This window comes from Myxococcus sp. AM011 (assembly GCF_013372595.1).
Classification (GTDB): Bacteria; Myxococcota; Myxococcia; order Myxococcales; family Myxococcaceae; genus Myxococcus; species Myxococcus eversor.
In genome coordinates, this window is the sequence record NZ_JABXEM010000015.1 from 34,538 (window position 1) to 51,828 (window position 17,291).

20 protein-coding genes are annotated in these 17,291 nt (G+C 65.6%); 2 read left to right on the top strand and 18 right to left on the bottom strand.

All coding sequences use genetic code 11. The features are described from left to right. Window positions 1-5: 5 nt before the first annotated feature. The gene (locus HUW62_RS05250; RefSeq protein ID WP_176433751.1) at window positions 6-365 is read left to right on the top strand and encodes a helix-turn-helix transcriptional regulator; all 360 of its coding nucleotides are present in this window, start codon (window positions 6-8) and stop codon (window positions 363-365) included. Here HUW62_RS05250 and HUW62_RS05255 read toward each other — a convergent pair. The 17 genes from HUW62_RS05255 to HUW62_RS05330 all read right to left on the bottom strand — a co-directional run bounded on the left by HUW62_RS05255 (window position 362) and on the right by HUW62_RS05330 (window position 14,633). After that, the gene (locus tag HUW62_RS05255; RefSeq protein WP_176433752.1) at window positions 362-1,525 is read right to left on the bottom strand and encodes a serine/threonine-protein kinase; all 1,164 of its coding nucleotides are present in this window, start codon (window positions 1,523-1,525) and stop codon (window positions 362-364) included. The two genes, HUW62_RS05250 and HUW62_RS05255, sit on opposite strands and share 4 nt — an antisense overlap. 103 nt (window positions 1,526-1,628) lie before the next feature. After that, window positions 1,629-1,928, bottom strand: coding sequence for a hypothetical protein (locus tag HUW62_RS05260; RefSeq protein ID WP_176433753.1), 300 nt, complete (start codon window positions 1,926-1,928; stop codon window positions 1,629-1,631). Then, the gene (locus HUW62_RS05265; protein WP_255203238.1) at window positions 1,925-2,431 is read right to left on the bottom strand and encodes a hypothetical protein; all 507 of its coding nucleotides are present in this window, start codon (window positions 2,429-2,431) and stop codon (window positions 1,925-1,927) included. Before HUW62_RS05265 ends, HUW62_RS05260 begins: the two co-directional genes overlap by 4 nt. A 95-nt stretch (window positions 2,432-2,526) precedes the next feature. After that, on the bottom strand, window positions 2,527-4,926 hold the full coding sequence (locus tag HUW62_RS05270) for a fibronectin type III domain-containing protein (protein WP_176433754.1): 2,400 nt from the start codon (window positions 4,924-4,926) through the stop codon (window positions 2,527-2,529). Window positions 4,927-4,929: 3 nt separating this feature from the next. Further along, complete coding sequence (locus tag HUW62_RS05275) at window positions 4,930-5,766, bottom strand: hypothetical protein (RefSeq protein WP_176433755.1); 837 nt, start codon at window positions 5,764-5,766, stop codon at window positions 4,930-4,932. Between the two features lie 11 nt (window positions 5,767-5,777). Further along, window positions 5,778-8,384, bottom strand: a complete 2,607-nt coding sequence (locus HUW62_RS05280; protein ID WP_176433756.1) for a hypothetical protein — start codon at window positions 8,382-8,384, stop codon at window positions 5,778-5,780. A 3-nt stretch (window positions 8,385-8,387) separates the two neighbouring features. Further along, window positions 8,388-8,570 (bottom strand): hypothetical protein, encoded by a 183-nt coding sequence (locus HUW62_RS05285; RefSeq protein WP_176433757.1) that lies wholly within the window; start codon window positions 8,568-8,570, stop codon window positions 8,388-8,390. 14 nt (window positions 8,571-8,584) lie between these two features. After that, a complete protein-coding gene (locus tag HUW62_RS05290; RefSeq protein ID WP_176433758.1) occupies window positions 8,585-8,968 on the bottom strand; it encodes a phage tail protein in 384 nt (127 codons plus the stop codon). Between the two features lie 34 nt (window positions 8,969-9,002). Beyond that, on the bottom strand, window positions 9,003-9,428 hold the full coding sequence (locus tag HUW62_RS05295; protein ID WP_176433759.1) for a phage tail tube protein: 426 nt from the start codon (window positions 9,426-9,428) through the stop codon (window positions 9,003-9,005). Window positions 9,429-9,439: 11 nt separating this feature from the next. Beyond that, window positions 9,440-9,853 (bottom strand): hypothetical protein, encoded by a 414-nt coding sequence (locus HUW62_RS05300; RefSeq protein WP_176433760.1) that lies wholly within the window; start codon window positions 9,851-9,853, stop codon window positions 9,440-9,442. An 88-nt stretch (window positions 9,854-9,941) separates the two neighbouring features. Continuing rightward, on the bottom strand, window positions 9,942-10,814 hold the full coding sequence (locus HUW62_RS05305) for a DUF4365 domain-containing protein (RefSeq protein ID WP_176433761.1): 873 nt from the start codon (window positions 10,812-10,814) through the stop codon (window positions 9,942-9,944). Between the two features lie 29 nt (window positions 10,815-10,843). Beyond that, window positions 10,844-11,188 carry a minor capsid protein gene (locus HUW62_RS49860; protein WP_368670345.1) on the bottom strand — a complete coding sequence of 115 codons (345 nt, stop codon included), beginning with the start codon at window positions 11,186-11,188 and terminating at the stop codon, window positions 10,844-10,846. A gap of 98 nt (window positions 11,189-11,286) precedes the next feature. Continuing rightward, the gene (locus HUW62_RS05310; RefSeq protein ID WP_176433762.1) at window positions 11,287-11,610 is read right to left on the bottom strand and encodes a hypothetical protein; all 324 of its coding nucleotides are present in this window, start codon (window positions 11,608-11,610) and stop codon (window positions 11,287-11,289) included. Beyond that, the gene (locus HUW62_RS05315) at window positions 11,610-12,275 is read right to left on the bottom strand and encodes a hypothetical protein (protein ID WP_176433763.1); all 666 of its coding nucleotides are present in this window, start codon (window positions 12,273-12,275) and stop codon (window positions 11,610-11,612) included. The genes HUW62_RS05310 and HUW62_RS05315 overlap by 1 nt, the downstream gene beginning before the upstream one ends. Before the next feature lie 9 nt (window positions 12,276-12,284). Further along, the gene (locus HUW62_RS05320; protein ID WP_176433764.1) at window positions 12,285-12,719 is read right to left on the bottom strand and encodes a hypothetical protein; all 435 of its coding nucleotides are present in this window, start codon (window positions 12,717-12,719) and stop codon (window positions 12,285-12,287) included. Between the two features lie 31 nt (window positions 12,720-12,750). After that, entirely contained in the window at window positions 12,751-13,974 is a 1,224-nt protein-coding gene (locus HUW62_RS05325) for a phage major capsid protein (RefSeq protein WP_176433765.1), read from the bottom strand. Next, window positions 13,971-14,633 carry an HK97 family phage prohead protease gene (locus HUW62_RS05330; RefSeq protein ID WP_176433766.1) on the bottom strand — a complete coding sequence of 221 codons (663 nt, stop codon included), beginning with the start codon at window positions 14,631-14,633 and terminating at the stop codon, window positions 13,971-13,973. The genes HUW62_RS05325 and HUW62_RS05330 overlap by 4 nt, the downstream gene beginning before the upstream one ends. 176 nt (window positions 14,634-14,809) lie before the next feature. Between HUW62_RS05330 and HUW62_RS05335 the strand changes: the two genes are divergently transcribed. After that, window positions 14,810-15,943 carry a DUF4062 domain-containing protein gene (locus HUW62_RS05335; protein ID WP_176433767.1) on the top strand — a complete coding sequence of 378 codons (1,134 nt, stop codon included), beginning with the start codon at window positions 14,810-14,812 and terminating at the stop codon, window positions 15,941-15,943. A 21-nt stretch (window positions 15,944-15,964) separates the two neighbouring features. On the opposite strand, the gene HUW62_RS05340 is transcribed toward HUW62_RS05335, so the two are convergent. Continuing rightward, window positions 15,965-17,287: a phage portal protein gene (locus HUW62_RS05340; protein ID WP_255203240.1), complete on the bottom strand. Its 1,323-nt coding sequence runs from the start codon at window positions 17,285-17,287 to the stop codon at window positions 15,965-15,967. Window positions 17,288-17,291: the final 4 nt, after the last annotated feature.

Genomic DNA, 17,291 nt, shown 5'->3' on the forward strand with positions numbered 1-17,291 from the left:
GGCACATGAATGAAGAACTCGCGGTAACCATCGGCGTGGCGGCCCGTGAGGCGCGCGAGAAGCTGGGGCTGACACGGGCCGAGGTGGCCGAGCGCGTGGGGCTCGTGCATGCCGTCTACAACCGATTGGAGCGCGGGAAGATGCTGCCCAGCGTTCCCTCCCTCTTCCGACTCTGCGCGGAGTTGCACGTGTCCCCCGAGGTGCTGATGGGCCTGACGCCACCAGGAGCAGGCAAGAAGGCGCAGCGCACTCCCCCTCGTGAGGAGGAGACACCCGAGCTGCGCCGCCTTCTCTCTCTGGCGCGGAAGCTGGACGAGGAGAAGCTCGACGCCCTCGTTCACGTGGCCACCGCCCTGTCGCGCTAGCCCTTCTTTGCGAGCGCGAGCAGTTCGTGCTCCTCCAACCCCTCGGGATAGATGCCGACCTCACCGAACTCCACCATCTCGCGCTGGCCTCCGCCCTCCGCGACGACGCGGCGCACATCCTCCAGTGCGTCCTGGCGCCCATAGCCTGGGTGACGCTTGGCCAAGGACGCCCGCAGCACGTCACGCATGTCCGCCGCCGTGGCGAAGCGCTCCTCGGGGACGACACGCAAGGCGGTGTGCAGAATTGCCTTCACGTCCGGGGCCAGACTCTTCACCGCGCGCTCGACGTCCTCCGGACCGAAGCTGGCGAGCAGCGTCCTCATCTGCGTCAGTGGCAGGGAGGGAATGTACTCGGGGACGAGTCGGCGCATGCCCTCGGGCGGTGACGGCACGTCCTCGACGTCGAAGAGGTGCGTGCCCGTCAGCAACTCCACGAGCAGCACGCCCAGGCTGAAGACGTCGGAGCGCGGGGACAGAGGGGCGCGCTCCAGGTACTCGGGCGAGGCATAGGCGACGTCGCCCCGTACCAGACTCGCGGGCGACTCGGTGCGCCCCACCAGCAGCGAAAAGGACGCGCCGAAGTTGGCCAGCTTCACCTCCCCGTGGGCACCCACGAAGACATGCCGGGGATTGACGTCGCGGTGGATGATGCCCAGCGGCTTGCCGTCCTCCCCCTTCAACGTGTGGGCGTAGTGCAGGGCTTCCGCCAGCTCGACACCCGAATAGAGGGCGAAGGCTTCCGAGACAGGCTTGCCGCGCACCACGCCCGCGCTCACCAGCGTCTCCAAGGAAGGGCCGTCCACGTACTCCATGACGACGTGGGGCGAGTCCTGGTGAATCTTCAGGTGGAAAACCTGGGCAATGCCGGGGTGGTTCAGGCGGAAGGCCAGCTGAATCTCATCCGAGAGACGCCGACGCTCCGCGTACGTTGGAGGGCTCGGCAAACGCCGCACAAGGCAGAGGCCCGGAAGCGTCTCCTCCTGCGCGTAGCGGTGGGCCAACAGCAGCGTGTCCCCTGTCTGCATGTGGGCCAGCGTGCGGACTGCCTCGTACCGGACGCCTCCCACTCTGAAGAGGGGCTGGGGCGCATCTGGCGTCGGGGGATAGGACGTACGACGTGACTTGGGGAAGGTTCTGCCACTGGCCTTGGAGGGAGGCATGAGTCCTCGGGAGCAAGAGGGGCAATGCACTGACGCTCCCGAGGATTCTCGGCAGGAATCACCTGAAAAGTCCATGATTCAGGGACTTTTTAGATTCCGGCCTTCAACGGGCAAGCTTCGCCACGGTGAATCCCAGGCCCACCCCAAGGGCGAGCGCCACGAGCACCTTCACCAGAGGCGCGTCTCCCGCCTGCTGGCGCAGCTCCTGGTTCTCCACCTGAAGGCGACGCACCTCTCGGGCCGTGTCGAGGCACGCTCTCGTGGACAGCCAACACCCCTCGGAGACTTCCACGGCGCGCCCATCCTTGAGCGTCACGGTGGCATGCGTGACGTCCAGCACCTCGTCCTCGGCACGTACCGGCCCCGCGAGCACCAGGGCCAGCACCAGGCCAAACCACCTCACGGCTTTCGGCCCTTGTGGAGCTGCTCCAGGACGGCCACCGCCGCCGCCTTGCCGGCAATCTCCCCGGCGGCCAGCTCTCCCGCATCCTCGGCCTTGCGCACCGCCTCGTCACCGAAGAGGAGCGCCTTCAGCACGGAGAAGCCACCCGCAGCTCCCAGGCCGATGCCCAGGGCCTTCAGGAGCAGCGTCCAGGTGAAGGACTCGCCCGCTACCAGCGCATTGGCCACGGCACCAGCCACGGCCACCAGCAGCGCCAGCACCGCCCCCGCGCGCGAGGACGCGAGCCACGGGAAGAGCGTGCCGCCGAAGCGGCGCAGCGCGTAGACGACAGCCACCACCGCGAGGGACGCGACGAGGGCCCAGTTGCGCGACGTCACCGCGTCGAACACGAGGCGCGCGAACTCCTCGATGCGGTCCGGGTCCGGAACACCGGGCGACTCGGCGGCCAGGGCGGAAGACGCAAGCAGGAGGGAAGCAACCAGGAGCAAAGAGGGACGGGGCATGGTGAGCCTTTCGGGCGGGGCTCGCAGCGACATGCCGCACGGCTCCCGCCCTCCCTCTCTTCAATGGGGACACTTTCCAGCCGTGGCCCACCGTCCTATTGCTCGGCGCGGAAGCGCACTCCGTCCAGGCTCACCCAGGATGCCCCCGCAGGCACCGCGTACACCTGCAACGTGCCATCCACGTTGAGCTGGCCCATGCCCAAGCCATGGCTCGTGGGAAGCGCGAGGACTCGCGGACTGCTGGGGCGGTAGCCCGCTGGTAGGCGGTAGACGGTGACGTAGCCCACCGTCCCGGGGCGCACGGCGCCGCGCATGGACACCTCGTTGTCGCTGTTCTTGTAGTAGCCCAGCGGCCACGCAGCGGCGTCCCAGGGCGTCCACCCGTTCTCCAAGTCGTTGAGCTGGTCGGTGCGGATGCCGACCCACGGCTCGACGAGCCCGCCCACGCGCTCCAGCCGCACGGAGTCGATGTAAACCCAAGGCTCTCCGGTGGTAAGCGGCACGAAGAGGCGCACCTGCACGTAACGCGTCCCTGTCGGCGCGGCATGGAAGCCGGTGAGGCGCTGCCATCCGCCGGCAGGCAACGCGCGACTGGTGCTCGACGTGGACAGGACGTTGAAGGCGCCGTCGTACCAGACGAGTTGGACGGCCAGCACCGTGCCCAGCTGCGTTGTCTTCGCCAGGGAGTCCACGCTGTACCTGTCCCCGGGACGGGCAATCATCGCCTGGGAGTCGAGGCGCGTCCCGCTCGCCAGCAGCCGCACCGCGCGCTGTCCGGTGAAGGCATCCTCCGTCACCTGGGCATGTCCGGCCCACAGGCCCGCTCCCATGGCCCATGCGTCCGGGGGCGAGGACTCTACGCTCCACGCCTCGAAGTCCGGGTTGGGTGGCGACTCACCGAAGGCCACGCCGGGCAGCAACGTGGCGGGCGTCACGTAGGCCGTGGTGACGGGCACCGCCTCCGAGGGCGCACCGACGTTGCCTTTCGCATCACGCCCCACCACCCGGCAGAAGTACGTCACACCCGGCTTCAAGTTGGACAACTGGAAGGACGTCGCTCGCGCACGCTTCTGGAAGGTGTCCACCGAAGGGACGAAGTCCGGCTCCCGTGAAACGTGCAGCTCGTACTCGTCCCAGCGCGGGCCGGAAGGTGCGGGCGTCCACGCCACGGTGAAGCCGTTGACGATGGGCGTTGTCTTCAACTGCTGGGGCGCAGCCGGGCCGGTGAACGGCGCGCTCGGGGCGATGCCGGGCCGCGCGTCGCGCTCCAGCCACTCGCGCACCGACGTCGAGGGCTGCCCGCGCAGCACCAGCTTCATGCGGGCGGTGCCATCCGTCGCGCATTCGTGCTCCAGTTCCTGCACGGCGAGCCGGTGCACCGTGTCCAGCCGCACGCCATCCGGCTCCACGCGCACCAGGTCCCCCAGCTCCATGCCCGGGTGGGGGTCTACCGTCATGCTCACCGTGAGCGGAGAGACGGAGAGGTCCGCCACCGCCGCATCCGCGAGGCGCTGCGCCTCGGCCCCCGTGTTGATGTTGCTGGAAGCGTCCTCGGCCACCTGCATCCACCGCCGCCCCACCTGGGCCCGCGCCGTGGGATTGCTGGCCGTCACCTTCTTGCGCTTCGGCACTCCCGACGCGTCGAGGTCCGCCCTGTCGCTGTAGACCACCTCGACGTCCGTGCGCATGTCCACGAGCTGCCGCGTCACGGATGGGAGGTCCCCATACTCGTCCGGGCCGTAGGCCCACTCCTCGGCTGTCTGGAGTCTGTCCGGCGCGTAGAGCGTCAGCGCGTAGGCCCCGGTGGCGGCCCGCCACTTCATGCGGCAGTCCCAGCCGATTCGCTGCGCGAGCGTGCGCACAGCTTCGAGGACAGGCTCCACCTTCTGCGCGTACCGCCCCCGTTGGGAGAGCGGGTCCACCGGTACGTAGAGGCCGAAGCTGGCCATGCCGTTGTCGTTACAAATGGCCTGGATGATGGCCTGCACGGGGGCGCCCGCGGTGTCGTCGCCGTACTCGCGCTCAACCTCGATGACGGTGTCCTGGAGTAGCCCACCCAAGTCGCGCCCCACCACCTTCAACTCCTCGGGCCCCGTGTCCACCTCGTCAATGCGGCCTCGAATGACCTCGAAGTAGTCCTCTTCCCTCGGCACGCCTCCGGGCGCCGCCAGCCCCAGCTCGATGCGGAAGTAGGCCGCCTCCGCGAGCAACGGCGCGAAGCTGCCTTGGGTGGTGTTAGCAAGCGACTGCACCACCAGGGGCGAGAGGGACATGCGCCCACCACCGGCCCCATCGCGCGCTAGGGTCACCTCGGCCTCGGCCACGGGCGCGTCCAGCTTCTCGTTGATGCGCACGCCCAGCACCCAGTCGACGCCGAAGAGGGTTTGCAGGTTGAGCCAGACGCCTTGAGCGTCGCGGACCCAGACGCGCGGATGCGTCGAGTAGCCCGTGGGGCTGGTGAGGAGAGCCGCCTGGAAGGAAGACAGAGGACGCATGCGTCAGCGCTCCTGCAACTCGTAGTCGAACTCCTGGCCCAGCACGCGAGCACCGCCCTGCCACCACTCCACGGCGCGCCCCTGGCCCACCTTGCCCAGCACCACGCGTGGCTCGTACAGCGCCGAGCCCGAGGCCACGTGGTACGGGTACGGCGCGCCGAAGGGCTGGCCAGCCGCGTACCAGGGCGCTACCCACGAGGAAGGCGCCACCCACGGAAGGATGACGAGGTCATCCACCAGCAACGCCGCGTTGGTGGGGTTGACGATGCCGCCACCAAAACCGCCAAGGATTCGCAGCGTCACATCTCCCCCAGCCAGGGCTCCAGCCCCGTCCACGACGAGCGCGCCGCTATTGGGCGTGGTGGAGTCGACGAGCCCTCCACTGGAGATGAAGTGCCCGGAGCGGTGGATGTAGTGCGTCCATGTCGCTTGTCCCTCCAGCTTCCACCAGTAGGCCACCGTCCACTTCGCGCCCACGCCCGTCAGGAACGTGACGTTGGAGTTGGCAGCCATGCGCAAGCACGCGCCATAGCGCCCTCCCGCAACACCGGCCGTCACCGTGCCCGTGGTGGCGCTCGGCAGAAGGAACGAGTTGCTCCGCATGCCCGCATCGAAGTTCCACACCTCGCCCTCGCCTTTGACCAGGCCCCGGTATGCGCGGGCATCCTCCTGGGAGAGCGGCCCGGTGTTGCCCGCGTAGGAGAGGACTTCCCGCCGCTCGCTGGTGCGAAGCCACCCAGAGAAGGCACGTCGGTGTTCTCCCAGCAGCGTGGGCGTGTACGTAAGGCCCCGCTCGGTGAGCACCGGCAAGGGGATTCCAGAGAGGGCGAGCGCGGGCATGGTGGAAGTTCTCAGAAGGGAGAGAAGCGGGACGCCAGACGGATGCGGCTGCCACTGGTGCGCACGCCCGCGCGCTGCTGGCGCAGGTCCTCATCGCGGCGCGTCTGTTCCATAGCGGCGTCAATGTCGTAGCCGACGATGTTGTAGGTGATGGGCGCGGACTGGGATGTCGCTCCTGCGCCAAGGCCGAACAGCCGCCGCATCCGCTCGTAGTGCTCCAGTACGACGGGCAGGACTTGCGGCGCCGCACCTCCCTGAATGGGCGTTGCCGGATGCTCCCCGTCCCCTGGTGCATCCTCGGGCACGGGAGACGTGGGCGACGTCGGGGTGGGCGGACGCGTCGGCCCCTCCTGGGCATCCTCCGACTCGAAGGTGCGAAGCGCGCGCCGCCAAGCCGACGGCACGTTGGTCAACGCCTCGGTGGCACGCGACACCGCTTGCGTGTGCTCGCGCACCCGAGCCGTCTCCTCGGCCCGTGCCATGGCCGACTCCCACGTCGTCCCCTCCAGGGCGTCCTGTGAGGCACGCATGGCGTCTGTGTCCACCTTCAACCCGTCGAGGCTGCGAGCGAAGCGCGCCAGTCCGTCAAAGCCCGTCCAGGAAATGAGGCTGCTCAACGCGTGGATGACTTTCTGGACCGCACTGACGATGAGGTTCCACACCCAGCCAATCGCCCGCGCCACGGCCAGAATCACGGTCGCCACGAACTTGAGCACGGAGAAGAGGGCCTTCAGCACGGGCCCCACCAGTTGGCCCAGCGGGTCCATCAGCATGATGAAGAACTTGCCCATCTGCTCGAAGAGCGGCGCGAGGCCCTCCAGCAACTGCCCGACGACAACGAGCAGCGGCGCGAGAGGCCGAATCGCGTTCCCCAGCATCTCGAAGACGGGCGTCAGCGCGGAGAAGAAGCCGTCGACGACGAGGGAGATGGCGCCCAGCAAGGGCTGGAGCGGCTCCAGGAGCGTCCCCAGCGCATCGGCCACCCGCTGGATGATTCCGTTGGTGGCTTCGATGACGCCCTTGAAGCCCTCGGACTGCATGAGCAGCTCCGACACCACGGCGATGATGGCGCCATACACGCCACCCGCCTGGAGTCCTTGCAGGCCCGCGTTGATGATGTCCCCCAGGGCGCCCAGTCCGCCAATGAGGCGATTCATGAGGCCCTCGCGGGCGCTCTGCATGGCGGCCTCGGCCGCGGCGGCCAGGGACTCGGCCTCGCGGCGCACCTCGCGGAAGGCGGCGGCCCCAGCGGCCTCCTCGGCGCGGATGCTGGCGATGAACTCGCGGTGCGACTCCTCGGCGGCCTGTTCCTGGAGCTTCCCCAGCTCGCGCGCCCTGGCGGCTTCTTCCTTGGCCGATGCCGCCAGGGCCGCCTTGTCCGTGGGCTGGCGGATGCGGGCCTTGCCGGTGGAGGCGGTGACGCCCGTCAGCTGCGCGACGAGGTCCTGAATCGCCTCGGTGAAGTGCTCCAGGTTGAGCGCGTGGGCGATATCTGCCCCCAGGCGCCTGGCCCCGTCCGCGCTGGAGGCCAACCCGAAGGAAGCGCCCTCGGCCAACGTCCGTCCGGCACCCGCCACCGCCGCGCCCACCGCTTCCGCCGTCTCCCGCGCCCCCGTCCAGAGCAGCTGGGCTCCCTGCCCCAGCGTCTCGAGGAGCTGTTGGCCCGTGAGGGTGGAGACAGCCGCGAACGTGTCCGCCAGCTGGGAGAAGCCCGCCGCCCTCGCTACCGGCTCCAGCAAGCGCGAGACGCCACGCACCATTGCCGCCACCCGCTCCAGCATGGACGCGGCGACACGCCCGAGGAAGTCCCCGAGGGCCGCGAAGGCACGGGCGAAGGCGTCAGCAATCCGCGCCGCCAGTTGCCCCAGCTTTTCGCCCAGGCCCCGGAAGAACTCCGCGAGGCCCGTGCTGGAGTCCTCCCAGGCCGCGTAGACGGCGCCCGCGAGCAGCACAATGCCGGCCATGGCAGCGGCGGCGGCGGCGAGCGGCACCAGCAGCGTCCCGAACGACAGGGCCAGCCGCGAGAGGCTGCTCTTCACCGAGGGCGCGGTGGCCACCATGCCGCCCATGGACTGCGTCACCTTGTCCATGCTGCCCGCGAGCGAGGCCAGCGCCGTGGACTTGCTCAACGCGTTGAAGGCCGACAGCAACAGGCCCGTCCCGGCGGCCAGTGCCTCGACGACACCCGCCACCTTCCCGATGGCACCCAAGGCAAGGCCCGCTCCCGCCACCCAGACAGCCAGGTGCAGGGCGCTCGCCATCACTTCGGGCGAGAGGGACTGGAAGCTGGCCACTACCTTCTCCAGCCCATCCGCCACTTGCTTCACCACCGGCATCAGCGCATCGCCAATGTCGGCGGCCAGGGTGTAGAGCAGCGAGGTAATCCGCTCCACCTCCTGGGACATGGCCGCATTGGACTGGGACGCGGCAACCACCGCGCCCGCGAGTCCCGCCGCCACCACCGCGCCAATGTCCCCGAGGTCCCCCGCCTTTTCCTTCACTTCCTTGGCGGCCTTCTCCACGCCCTTCACCAGCTTGGCGAGGTTGGCCATGGCCTCGCCAATGGAGGCCGTCACCGCCACGTAGAGGTCGCCCACCTTCAGCCCGCCGCCAGACATGCCTCACCTCTTCGGACGCTTCCGGAAAACCGTTGTCACCTCGTGGCCGCCGCTCCCGGCCCCTGTCTGGGGACGTCCCGCGCGCAGCTCGTCGGCCTCCAAGTCGCAGTAGGCGAGCAGGTGGACGACGTCGTCCCAGGCCCACCCGCGCACCGCATCTGGAGACTGGCCCGTCAGCTTCACCACCCCATGCAGGGCCTTCAGCTCGGGGTGGTCTCGGAGTTTCCCTTCGCGCTCTCCAGCGTCGGGCCCGCGAAGGCCGAGGCCAGTTCGCTCTGCACTTCCTCCAACCAGGGCTCGTTCTTCACCGCCGCCACGTCCGCCTCGGTGAAGACACGCGTCGCGGTGCCAGGGAAGTACAGGCAGCAGACGGCAATGCGAGCCATCATCATCATCCCCGCCGCCTCGTCCACGGGATGGCGGTTGTCGCCCATTTCCTTGGCCGCGCGCGACGCGGACAGCACGTCCATCTTCTCGCCCAGCGTGGGGCGGCAGATGTCGTAGTCGGCGCCGTCGAGGGTGACGCGCTTGTGGAGGGCTCGGCGGGTGCCCAGGGGCTTGCGGTGCATGGCGGGTGCAGTCATGGGTGTCTCCTCGAAGGTGAAAGGCAATGGCCAGCTACACGGCGACAGGAGCGCCCTGGCAGGTGAGCGTGGCGGAGAAGGTGACGACGTCCGTGGAGCTGCGTCCTTCGTCGTAGGCCGTCACCTTCACGGGATAGAGGTAGCCCTGGCTGCCCACGGGGGCTCCTTCGTCCTCGATGATGGTGAAGAACACCGTCGCGTCGGACTCGAAGGCGTCGAGGAGAACCTTCTGAGGCGCGCTGCCCTGGAGGACGTGGCCAGACAGAGGGATGGTGAAGGACTTGAGGGTGCCCTTGCTGCGCTTGTACCCGTCACCTCCGAAGTAGTTGGTGTCGACGGTGTCCTTGGCGCGGTTGACCGGCGCCTCGGTAATGCCGTCCAGTTCGTCAACCTCGGTGGGTGCGGTCTCCGTGACGCGGATGAAGAGCTTGTCGAAAAATGCCTCTCGGGGCTGGGCCATGGGTGTCTCCTTCAGTGAGAGGGAAAGCGGCGGGCGAGGAAGTCCTGGAGGACGGCCGCGACGCGGCGACGCGAGCTTCCTCGGGCACGCCGGAACGACTTGCGGAGGAAGTGGGACGGCGGATTGAAGATGGGCGCGCCCCAGTGCCAGCCCTCGTGAATGGGGCCGGCGGACGGGTGCGAGTAGCCCGCAGTCCACGTGGTGGAGAGGGGCGGCCCGAGGTTGTAACGAGGGCCGTCGAGGAAGGCCGTGTCGCGCAGGTGGCCGTCCGCCCCGTCCTTGCCTACCGGTACCAGGAACAGGGAGTAGTCGAGGGCGAGCCGCGCGATGTCCCGGCATGGGCCATCTAGCGCGCGCAGCACCTCGGCAGAGGAGCGGCGCAGGCGCTCCAACTTCACGGCATCGACTTTGACTCGAACGGGCATCCCACTACTTCTTTATGGGGACGCTTTCCGCGAGTGGCTCACCGGCAAATAACTACCCGAAAATCACACCGACCTATCCCGCACAGAGTCAAGACTTTCGGCGTCGAAAAGAAACATCACCCAGTCCAATCTCATGTGCAGACGACATTTCACGCAACTTCCGCATATCGCGTTCGTGACGCAGACGGGACTTCCGCTCAAACACTCCAGTCTTAGGATTTCGAACCATCACAAACTTCTTCCCGTAGCGAGTCGAGCCAAGCCCCTCCCTTATAATTCTATCAAAGTGCGCATCCGGCGACTCCCTTGACCTTCGAGAAGCCATCCTAAGTCGTTCTCCAAGCGGACCAAGCACATAGACACGTCGAGAGCCTTCCTTCTCGAAAATCATACACGCAACTTCCGGCCTAAATGGATCAATCAAAACCATCCCCTCTTCGGCAAGCAACTCGGTCATCAAGGACACTGCCTCCATTGATGCCGAGTGCCTACCAAACATACCAGCCGCAATACCAGCAATCCTCACAAGGCCGTCTCGTTCCAATTTATTATCAACAGAAACATCGACCCCTACGGTCTTCCCTCCTCGCGCCAGGGCTCTTTGGCCGGTATCTGTCCGCGCAAAACAATGAATCTCTTCCCAATAGATCTCTCCACTTCTTGCGTCATAGAGCATCAGAAACAAAGGTTCCCAGAACCCATTCCAATGCCGAAGATGCTCAACCCCAACACGCACCACGAAACACTGACGCTTCCGATTCAAAGAGGGTGCATCGCTGGCCTTCACCTGAACAAAAAAAGACAGCGGCGTCGGGCGACCCTCCTTGAAAATTCGGACAAACAGGTCCTCACCGTAGTCTTTATGAAGACGCTCCACCACCCATCCAACTCCCTCCAAGGCGCTCTTAAGTGCGCCAATAGATTCATCCTCAAGTTGATGGGCTCTCGGTCTAATCGGCACAGGCAGCCTCTCCTCTGCGGCTCACTCAACTACTCCAGGCGCATCGCACGGTATCCGACATCCATTAGACCAAGCGAGAGATTCAGCGCCCATCGATACCTGTCCGCCCCGTCCGTCCCCAAGCACACGGGGGCGCTCTCCTCGGCCCGCACACTGAGCCCGGGCAAATGCTGCGACTGGTTGAGAAAGGCGAAGACGGCGAGCGCGAGTGACTGTCCTCCCTGGAAGTCCTCGCGCGCCGAGCGGATGCGCACCTGACACCCAGGGGACAGGTACGTTGCTCTTCCAATTCCAAGATAAGGCAGGGGCCTAGAGCCACCTGTCACCACAAGGGCCACAGCCCTATCCGGCACGCCCCCCTCCACCTCGGGCATGGGTGAGGTGAAGAGGTTAGCCCCAGGAGCGGGAGGACGCACCAGCCCGAGACCCGCCGACTCCAGCACCGCCGCCAGCTCCGCAGCAAGGTCGCGACTCACAGCCACACCTTGCGGAAACGAACCACGCCCGCGCCGTCCACCAACTCGTCCACCGCCACTGGCCGCCGAGCCCTGTTGAAATCGGACGTGTCCTCCCCCGGCAACCAGAGCCGGTGGAGCAGGGTCAGCGCCGCGTCCGTGTAGATGACGTGCGAGGCAAGGTGCTCGTTGCCGCTCGCATCGCGGATGAGTCGTCGGCTCGGTTGCACGCGCGCCCGCGACGAGGACACCAGCCCCAGCATGGGCTTGCCGTGGGCGTCCCGTCCCATCACCAGGGAGTAGAAGATGAGCTGCCGGAACCTGTCCGAAGGCGAAGCCATCAGCTCACCCGATGCAGAGCGTAGGGCGCGAGCAGGGCCCGAGCCGCGCCTGGAATGGGGCTCTTCCCCTCGGCCTTCGCTGCGAAGTAGCTGACGGACCAGTCGCCAATCGACTCACTGGCCACCATGGCGTCGACACCTCGCGAGCGGTAGAGCTGAACGGCAGTAAGGACGGTGGCCTCCTGCACATCCTCGGGAAGCGTCACCACCAAGGCACCATCGAGCGCATGCTGGCCAGGAGTGACATAGCCCCCGTCGTAGACGACGCGGAGTCCATCCTCGCCACCTTCCCCATGGAAGTCCCCGAGCATCCCCGTTATCCCACCGCCCGCATGCACTGTGGCCCGCCACACGCCGCGCCTGCGCCTCAACATGCCGGATGCGGCCAGGCCGCCCGCAATCTCGTAGTCGTTTGCGGAGACCTGGTTGCCACCCTCCCAGACGCCGGAGACAGCCAGGACGGGAGGGCGCTCCAGGAGAAGCAGGGGGCGCCCGTAGCCAGCTGGGTACTCGACGAGGCCGAGGCCCCGCTCGAAGACCCGGCAGCAGTAGCCCGCCACGGCGCGACTTGCCGCCGCGACGAGCGCCTCCAACCGCGGCGACACCGGGATGTTCAGGTCATCCGCAACGGTGGAGGCAAAACACAGGTCGGCGGGAGTCGCCACGAGAGGACCTCACACCGGAAGCGTCAACGCGCCGCCGAAGACGATGACTGCGCAAGCCTGGATGCTCGGGGAGGTACCGCCCGTGAACGCCACTGTCTCGGCCACACGGACGAACTGCTTGGCCGCACCGAGGTCGATGTCCTTCTCAGCGAAGGCGTTGGCAGCCGTGAGCTGGATAGTCGCACTACCCGCCCCCGATGGCGCGTAGTCCGCCCACGGGTCCGAGACGCCGTTGTCGTTGGAGTGCTGGAGCTTCACCTCGTAGGTCTGCGTTGAGGGACCACCAACGATGGCACCCGTCATCGCAACAAGGACGCAGCTTTCTCCGAGCACGAGCCTGTCTTGCCCCGTCCCCTGGCGAGTCCCGACGGAGTTCGTGGCGGGCGGCGTACCCGGGCGGGCCGCGACGTAAGCCCCAATCTGACTGATGTGAGGAGCGCTCATGGTGTTCTTCCTTTCGCGGGGACTGCCCCGGCTAGCTGTTGCCCCAGCTCAGGTCCTTCACGACGATGCCGGACTGACGGTGCCTCATGGCCAAGTCATGCTTGGTGATGGCGCGCAGCACCGTTTGGTCGGTCGAAATGCCGGAGACCACCTGCCCACCCCGGGTGAATGCGCCGTTCGGGAAGACGTCGATTTCCAGCGCCATCGACTCGCCAATGAGCACCTCGGACATGTCCACGAGATACAGCTCCGAGCGGCTGTTGCCAGCCCCGAGCGTCTCCGGGATTTGGTTGGTGACGAAGAAGGGCACATTGCGCAGCGTGCCGCGCTCCACCATCTCTTTCTCCAGGGAGTTAGTGCCCTCACCGCCGGGACCCACCGAATCCAGGATGGCCGTCTCCGCATTGGGGGACATCAGCCACACCGGGGTCAGCATCGGCACGTTGCCCTTCTTCAGCTTCTTCTTCGCCTTGTTCAGCTCCTTCTTCATCTCCCCCAGCGTCGCCGCGCCCGCCGTGGCCACCGTCTCCGCGTACACGTTGGCCGGGTCAATCTGGTTGCGGATGCCTCGGGGCTCAAGCTGTGTCCCGGTGCCACGGAGAAAAGCCAAGTCCTCTCGCAGCGCCATGACGTTCAGAAGGTCGTTGCGAACGAACTCCTCCGCGTTGATGGACGCGTTGCGGATGAGGTCGTTGGGCACCGCCGTCAGCGCCGTGAGCTTCTTTTCGGAGAGGCTTACGGCATCCGTTCCCGGCTCCGACTCCTGAATCGTGCTCGTCTCTCCTCCGTAGAAGGCCGTTCCCGTGCTGCTCTGACGGTCAAAGGTAAGCGAGGCCCCAATCGGGATGACGCGAGCCCCAGCCTGCCGCACCACGGCTTTGTGTCGCAGGAGGTCGATGAACTCGGAAGCGAACTGCGGATGGACCATCGAGCCCAGCCCGGAATAGTTGCCCTGGGAGAGGGCCTTGCTCACCACCTCGTCGCCCCAGCCCTTGAGGACGTCCACCACGTTACGGCCGTCCATGCGCGCGACAGCCTTCGCCTTGACGAAGCGAATGAGGTTGATGCCCGTCCCTTCCGTCATGTGCTTGCCCGTCACGGGCGCGCGGCTCGGGGTGGACGCGAGTGGCTCGGCGGCATTGCCACCGAGGAGCGAGGCGTACCCATCCCGCTGGCCCTTGGCGTGATCCATCAGGTGAGAGGCCACCAGCGGGCCCAGGGACTTCGCCATTTCCTGCATCTGCTCGGGGGTCATCTCATCTCCTTGAAGTGCTGCAAGAGGGCCTCGGCCGTGTGCTTGGCCAGGGCGTTGACGTCGGGGGCTGGAGGGAGTGCGACCTTGCTCCGCTCGCGTTCATCGAGGGTGGCGACCACGGCCTTCGCCACGTCCTGGATGAAGGCGGCGCGCTCGTCGGCCAGCTCCTTCACCCGCACCGCGCGCTGGTTGCCCGGAATCGTGACAATGGAGATTTCGAGCAACTCCTGTTGCTCGCAGTCGAAGCCGCCGCGCTCGTTCTCATGGTAGCGGTGCATGAGGTAGCGCACCGACACGGCATTCAGGATGCCGCGCGCGACCTTGCTCTCCACCTTCCGAGCGAAGTCGTCTTCCTGGTCGAACTCGATGTCCACCAGGAGGGCATCGCCCTGCACGTAGGCGCGTCCCTTGCCGATAGGCAACACGTCCTTGCGTCCCGTACCGAAGAGGCCGCCGGACCCATCATCGTGGTTGTAGAGGACGACGGGGTTGACGTTGAAGGCGTCCAGCATCCAGCCCTGGATGCTCAACCTGTCGTTGTAGCGATCAAAGTCGCCGTCGTTGGCGCGGAAGGTGTGGAGCCTCGGCGCGCCCTCGGCGGGCGCAGGGGCGTCCTTCTGGACGGTGAAGAGGCGTGTTCCGGAGAGAGGTGCAGGCATTCACCTCTCTTTATGGGGACGTATTCCGTGAGTGGCCCAACAAGCAATCCCCACGCATGGGTCACCTCAACCCCAGGCTCCCAAACAGCGCCCCAAGGCACCGCACCAGGGCATCTGAGACTAGCCAAAACCACCTATGTTCACTAAATTATCACACCCATCATCAGGAGCACCACGTGAGAAGAAAGCTACTCGTCTTCATCTCTTCAACATACAAGGACCTCGAAGATGAGCGTCAGGCCGCAGTGGAAGCTGTTCTTGCAGCCGGACACATACCCGCTGGAATGGAGCTATTTACAGCAGGGGACAAGAGCCAGCTCGAAACAATCAAGCGCTGGATTAGCGACGCCGACGCATTCCTCCTAATTCTCGGAGGAAGATACGGCTCAATCGAACCCACCAGCAAGAAATCATATATTGAGCTTGAATATCTTCACGCGACAGAGAACAGCATGCCTCTCTTCGCATTGGTTCTCGACGAAAAGGCCATGAGAACCAAGGTCAAAAAGGACGGCGCCGCCGTAATTGAACAGGACAATCCCGACCTTTACAAAAATTTCAAATCAACCGTCCTCAACAAAATATGCAGCTTTGTTGAAGACACAAAAGACATCAGGCTTGAGATTCAGAGATCTCTCAATAGAATATACGAAGACAACCCCAACGCGGGCTGGACACCAATCAGAGAGGTCGGCGACCCATCAAAGACCGCCACTGAAATGGCCTCCTTCGCCAAGGAGGTCTCCGAACTCACAAAGCAGAACGCAAAGCTCGAAAAGAGAATTTCAGAGCTCACCAACTCGCCAGAAGAGACGCAGACGAGAAAGTTTCTGCGAATCAAAAACATACTTCAAAACACCATGCTGGATTACGGCGACAAACAGCTCAACGCGCTATGGCTGTTCATCAACAACAAGGAGCACTTTGTAACCGGAATCCACAACGCCAGCGCTGGCGGCAGGGAAATGGGCTTCCTCTTCCATGTCGTCGGCCCTCAACTGGAAATACATGGCCTCCTTGAAGACTACAAAAGGGCTGGCGTTTCATATCGGACAATCAAGACATCAAGGCTTGGCAATCAGTTCCTTGCTTGGGACATCGAGCAGCGGCTGCTGGCGACCACCAAGAAACTAAGTCAAGCCGCAAACACCTCCCCTCCCTCCGCGATGGAGACGAATCCCCAAATCGAAGCCTCTCCCGATAAACGCAACTCACCTCATGCAGGCGCCAATCTGCCGAGTGGCGAAGAAAATACAGCGAACTCCAAGCGCTCTCTCAGAAATGCGCTGAAGAAAACGCCAACGCGGTAGTCAAGCCTTTGCCGCACGCGTCTACTCGTCATAGGGGGAGCCGGAATTTTCTTCCATTGCCTCCTTCTGTTGTCTCAACTCAATCTGCCCCGGCATGGGCAACGGGTAGCCTTGTCGGCTCGGGTCAGGCCGGAGACCCGCCAACTCGCGCCATTCGTCGTAGCTGAAAGCCTCCGGCATTGTGTCCATGACGCGGAGCTGGTGCTCGCGGTCCGCCGGCACGGGGCTGTCGTAGTCGAGGATGGCCCCTTCGTCGCCCAGCAGCGGCATCAGCCGCATCTGGTACTCGGTGCGCAGGAACTCCATGCGGGGAAGCGTCGCCTGCTCGGCAAGGTTCTCCCGCGCCGCGAAGGCCGTGGCCTTGTTGGAACTGGAAATGTCTCCCACGATCTCAGGCGGAATCCTGAAGTTCATCCGGATGAAGTCCATTAGGAAGCGCCGCAGCTCCACGAGCTGCATGTCCTTGAAGCTCGTGTCGAGTCGGGCAAACGTCACCTTCCCGCTGGTGATAAGCAGCTTCCCAGCCTTGTCCGGCCCCTGGTGCTCACGCGCCAGTGATTCCTTGAACGCCTTTGCGCCCGCGCTGTTCGCGTCGGACAGGCCCTCAATCGAAGCGATGGCCGGCGGCAGCATGTTGTTCCAGAAGGACGTCTTGAGGAACCGGGCCACGTACTCGTCGGTATCCAGTTCGTCCCCAAGCGCGTAGGCCGGACCGATGCCGCGCCCTAGCGGGTCTTCCGGGTCCAAGCTGCGCAGGTGCAACACGTCGTTGGCCGGAATCTCCCGCGACACCTTGCCCACCGTCACCGTGTACGTGCGTTGCTCGCGCGGCACGTCCAGCGCAGGCAGCCGCGTGACAGTGCTCGGCGGCACCGGCCAGAAGCCCACCGGCACACCGCCCAAGCGCTCCAGCACCAGGAACGCCTCGCCCACCAAGTCCAGATACACCTGAACGAGCTTCGTCACGCTACGTCCGGTGAGATGATCGTTCGGGTCCGAGAGCAGCTTGAGGACGGGATGGTCCGGAACCTCCTGGGCCTCGCCCGCTTCCAACATCGCTTTCAACCGCCCGGCACGGACCTCGCGCGTCGCACTTCGCAACGCGTAGTCCTTCACGGGCTGACCGTCCTTCTGGACGCGGCGGTAGACACGCCACTGCACACCCGCCACCGAGTCGGCCACGACGTCCACACACGCGCGGAGCCACGGCATTTCCCGGTACGCGGCGAGGAGCTGCGCCGTACCTCGACGCGGCGGCGCCTGCTGCCAGCGCGCCAGCTCCAGCCCCGTCCCCTTGCGCGGCTCGCGACCAACCGCCGCCTTCATCCGTTCCCAGAAGCCCATCGCC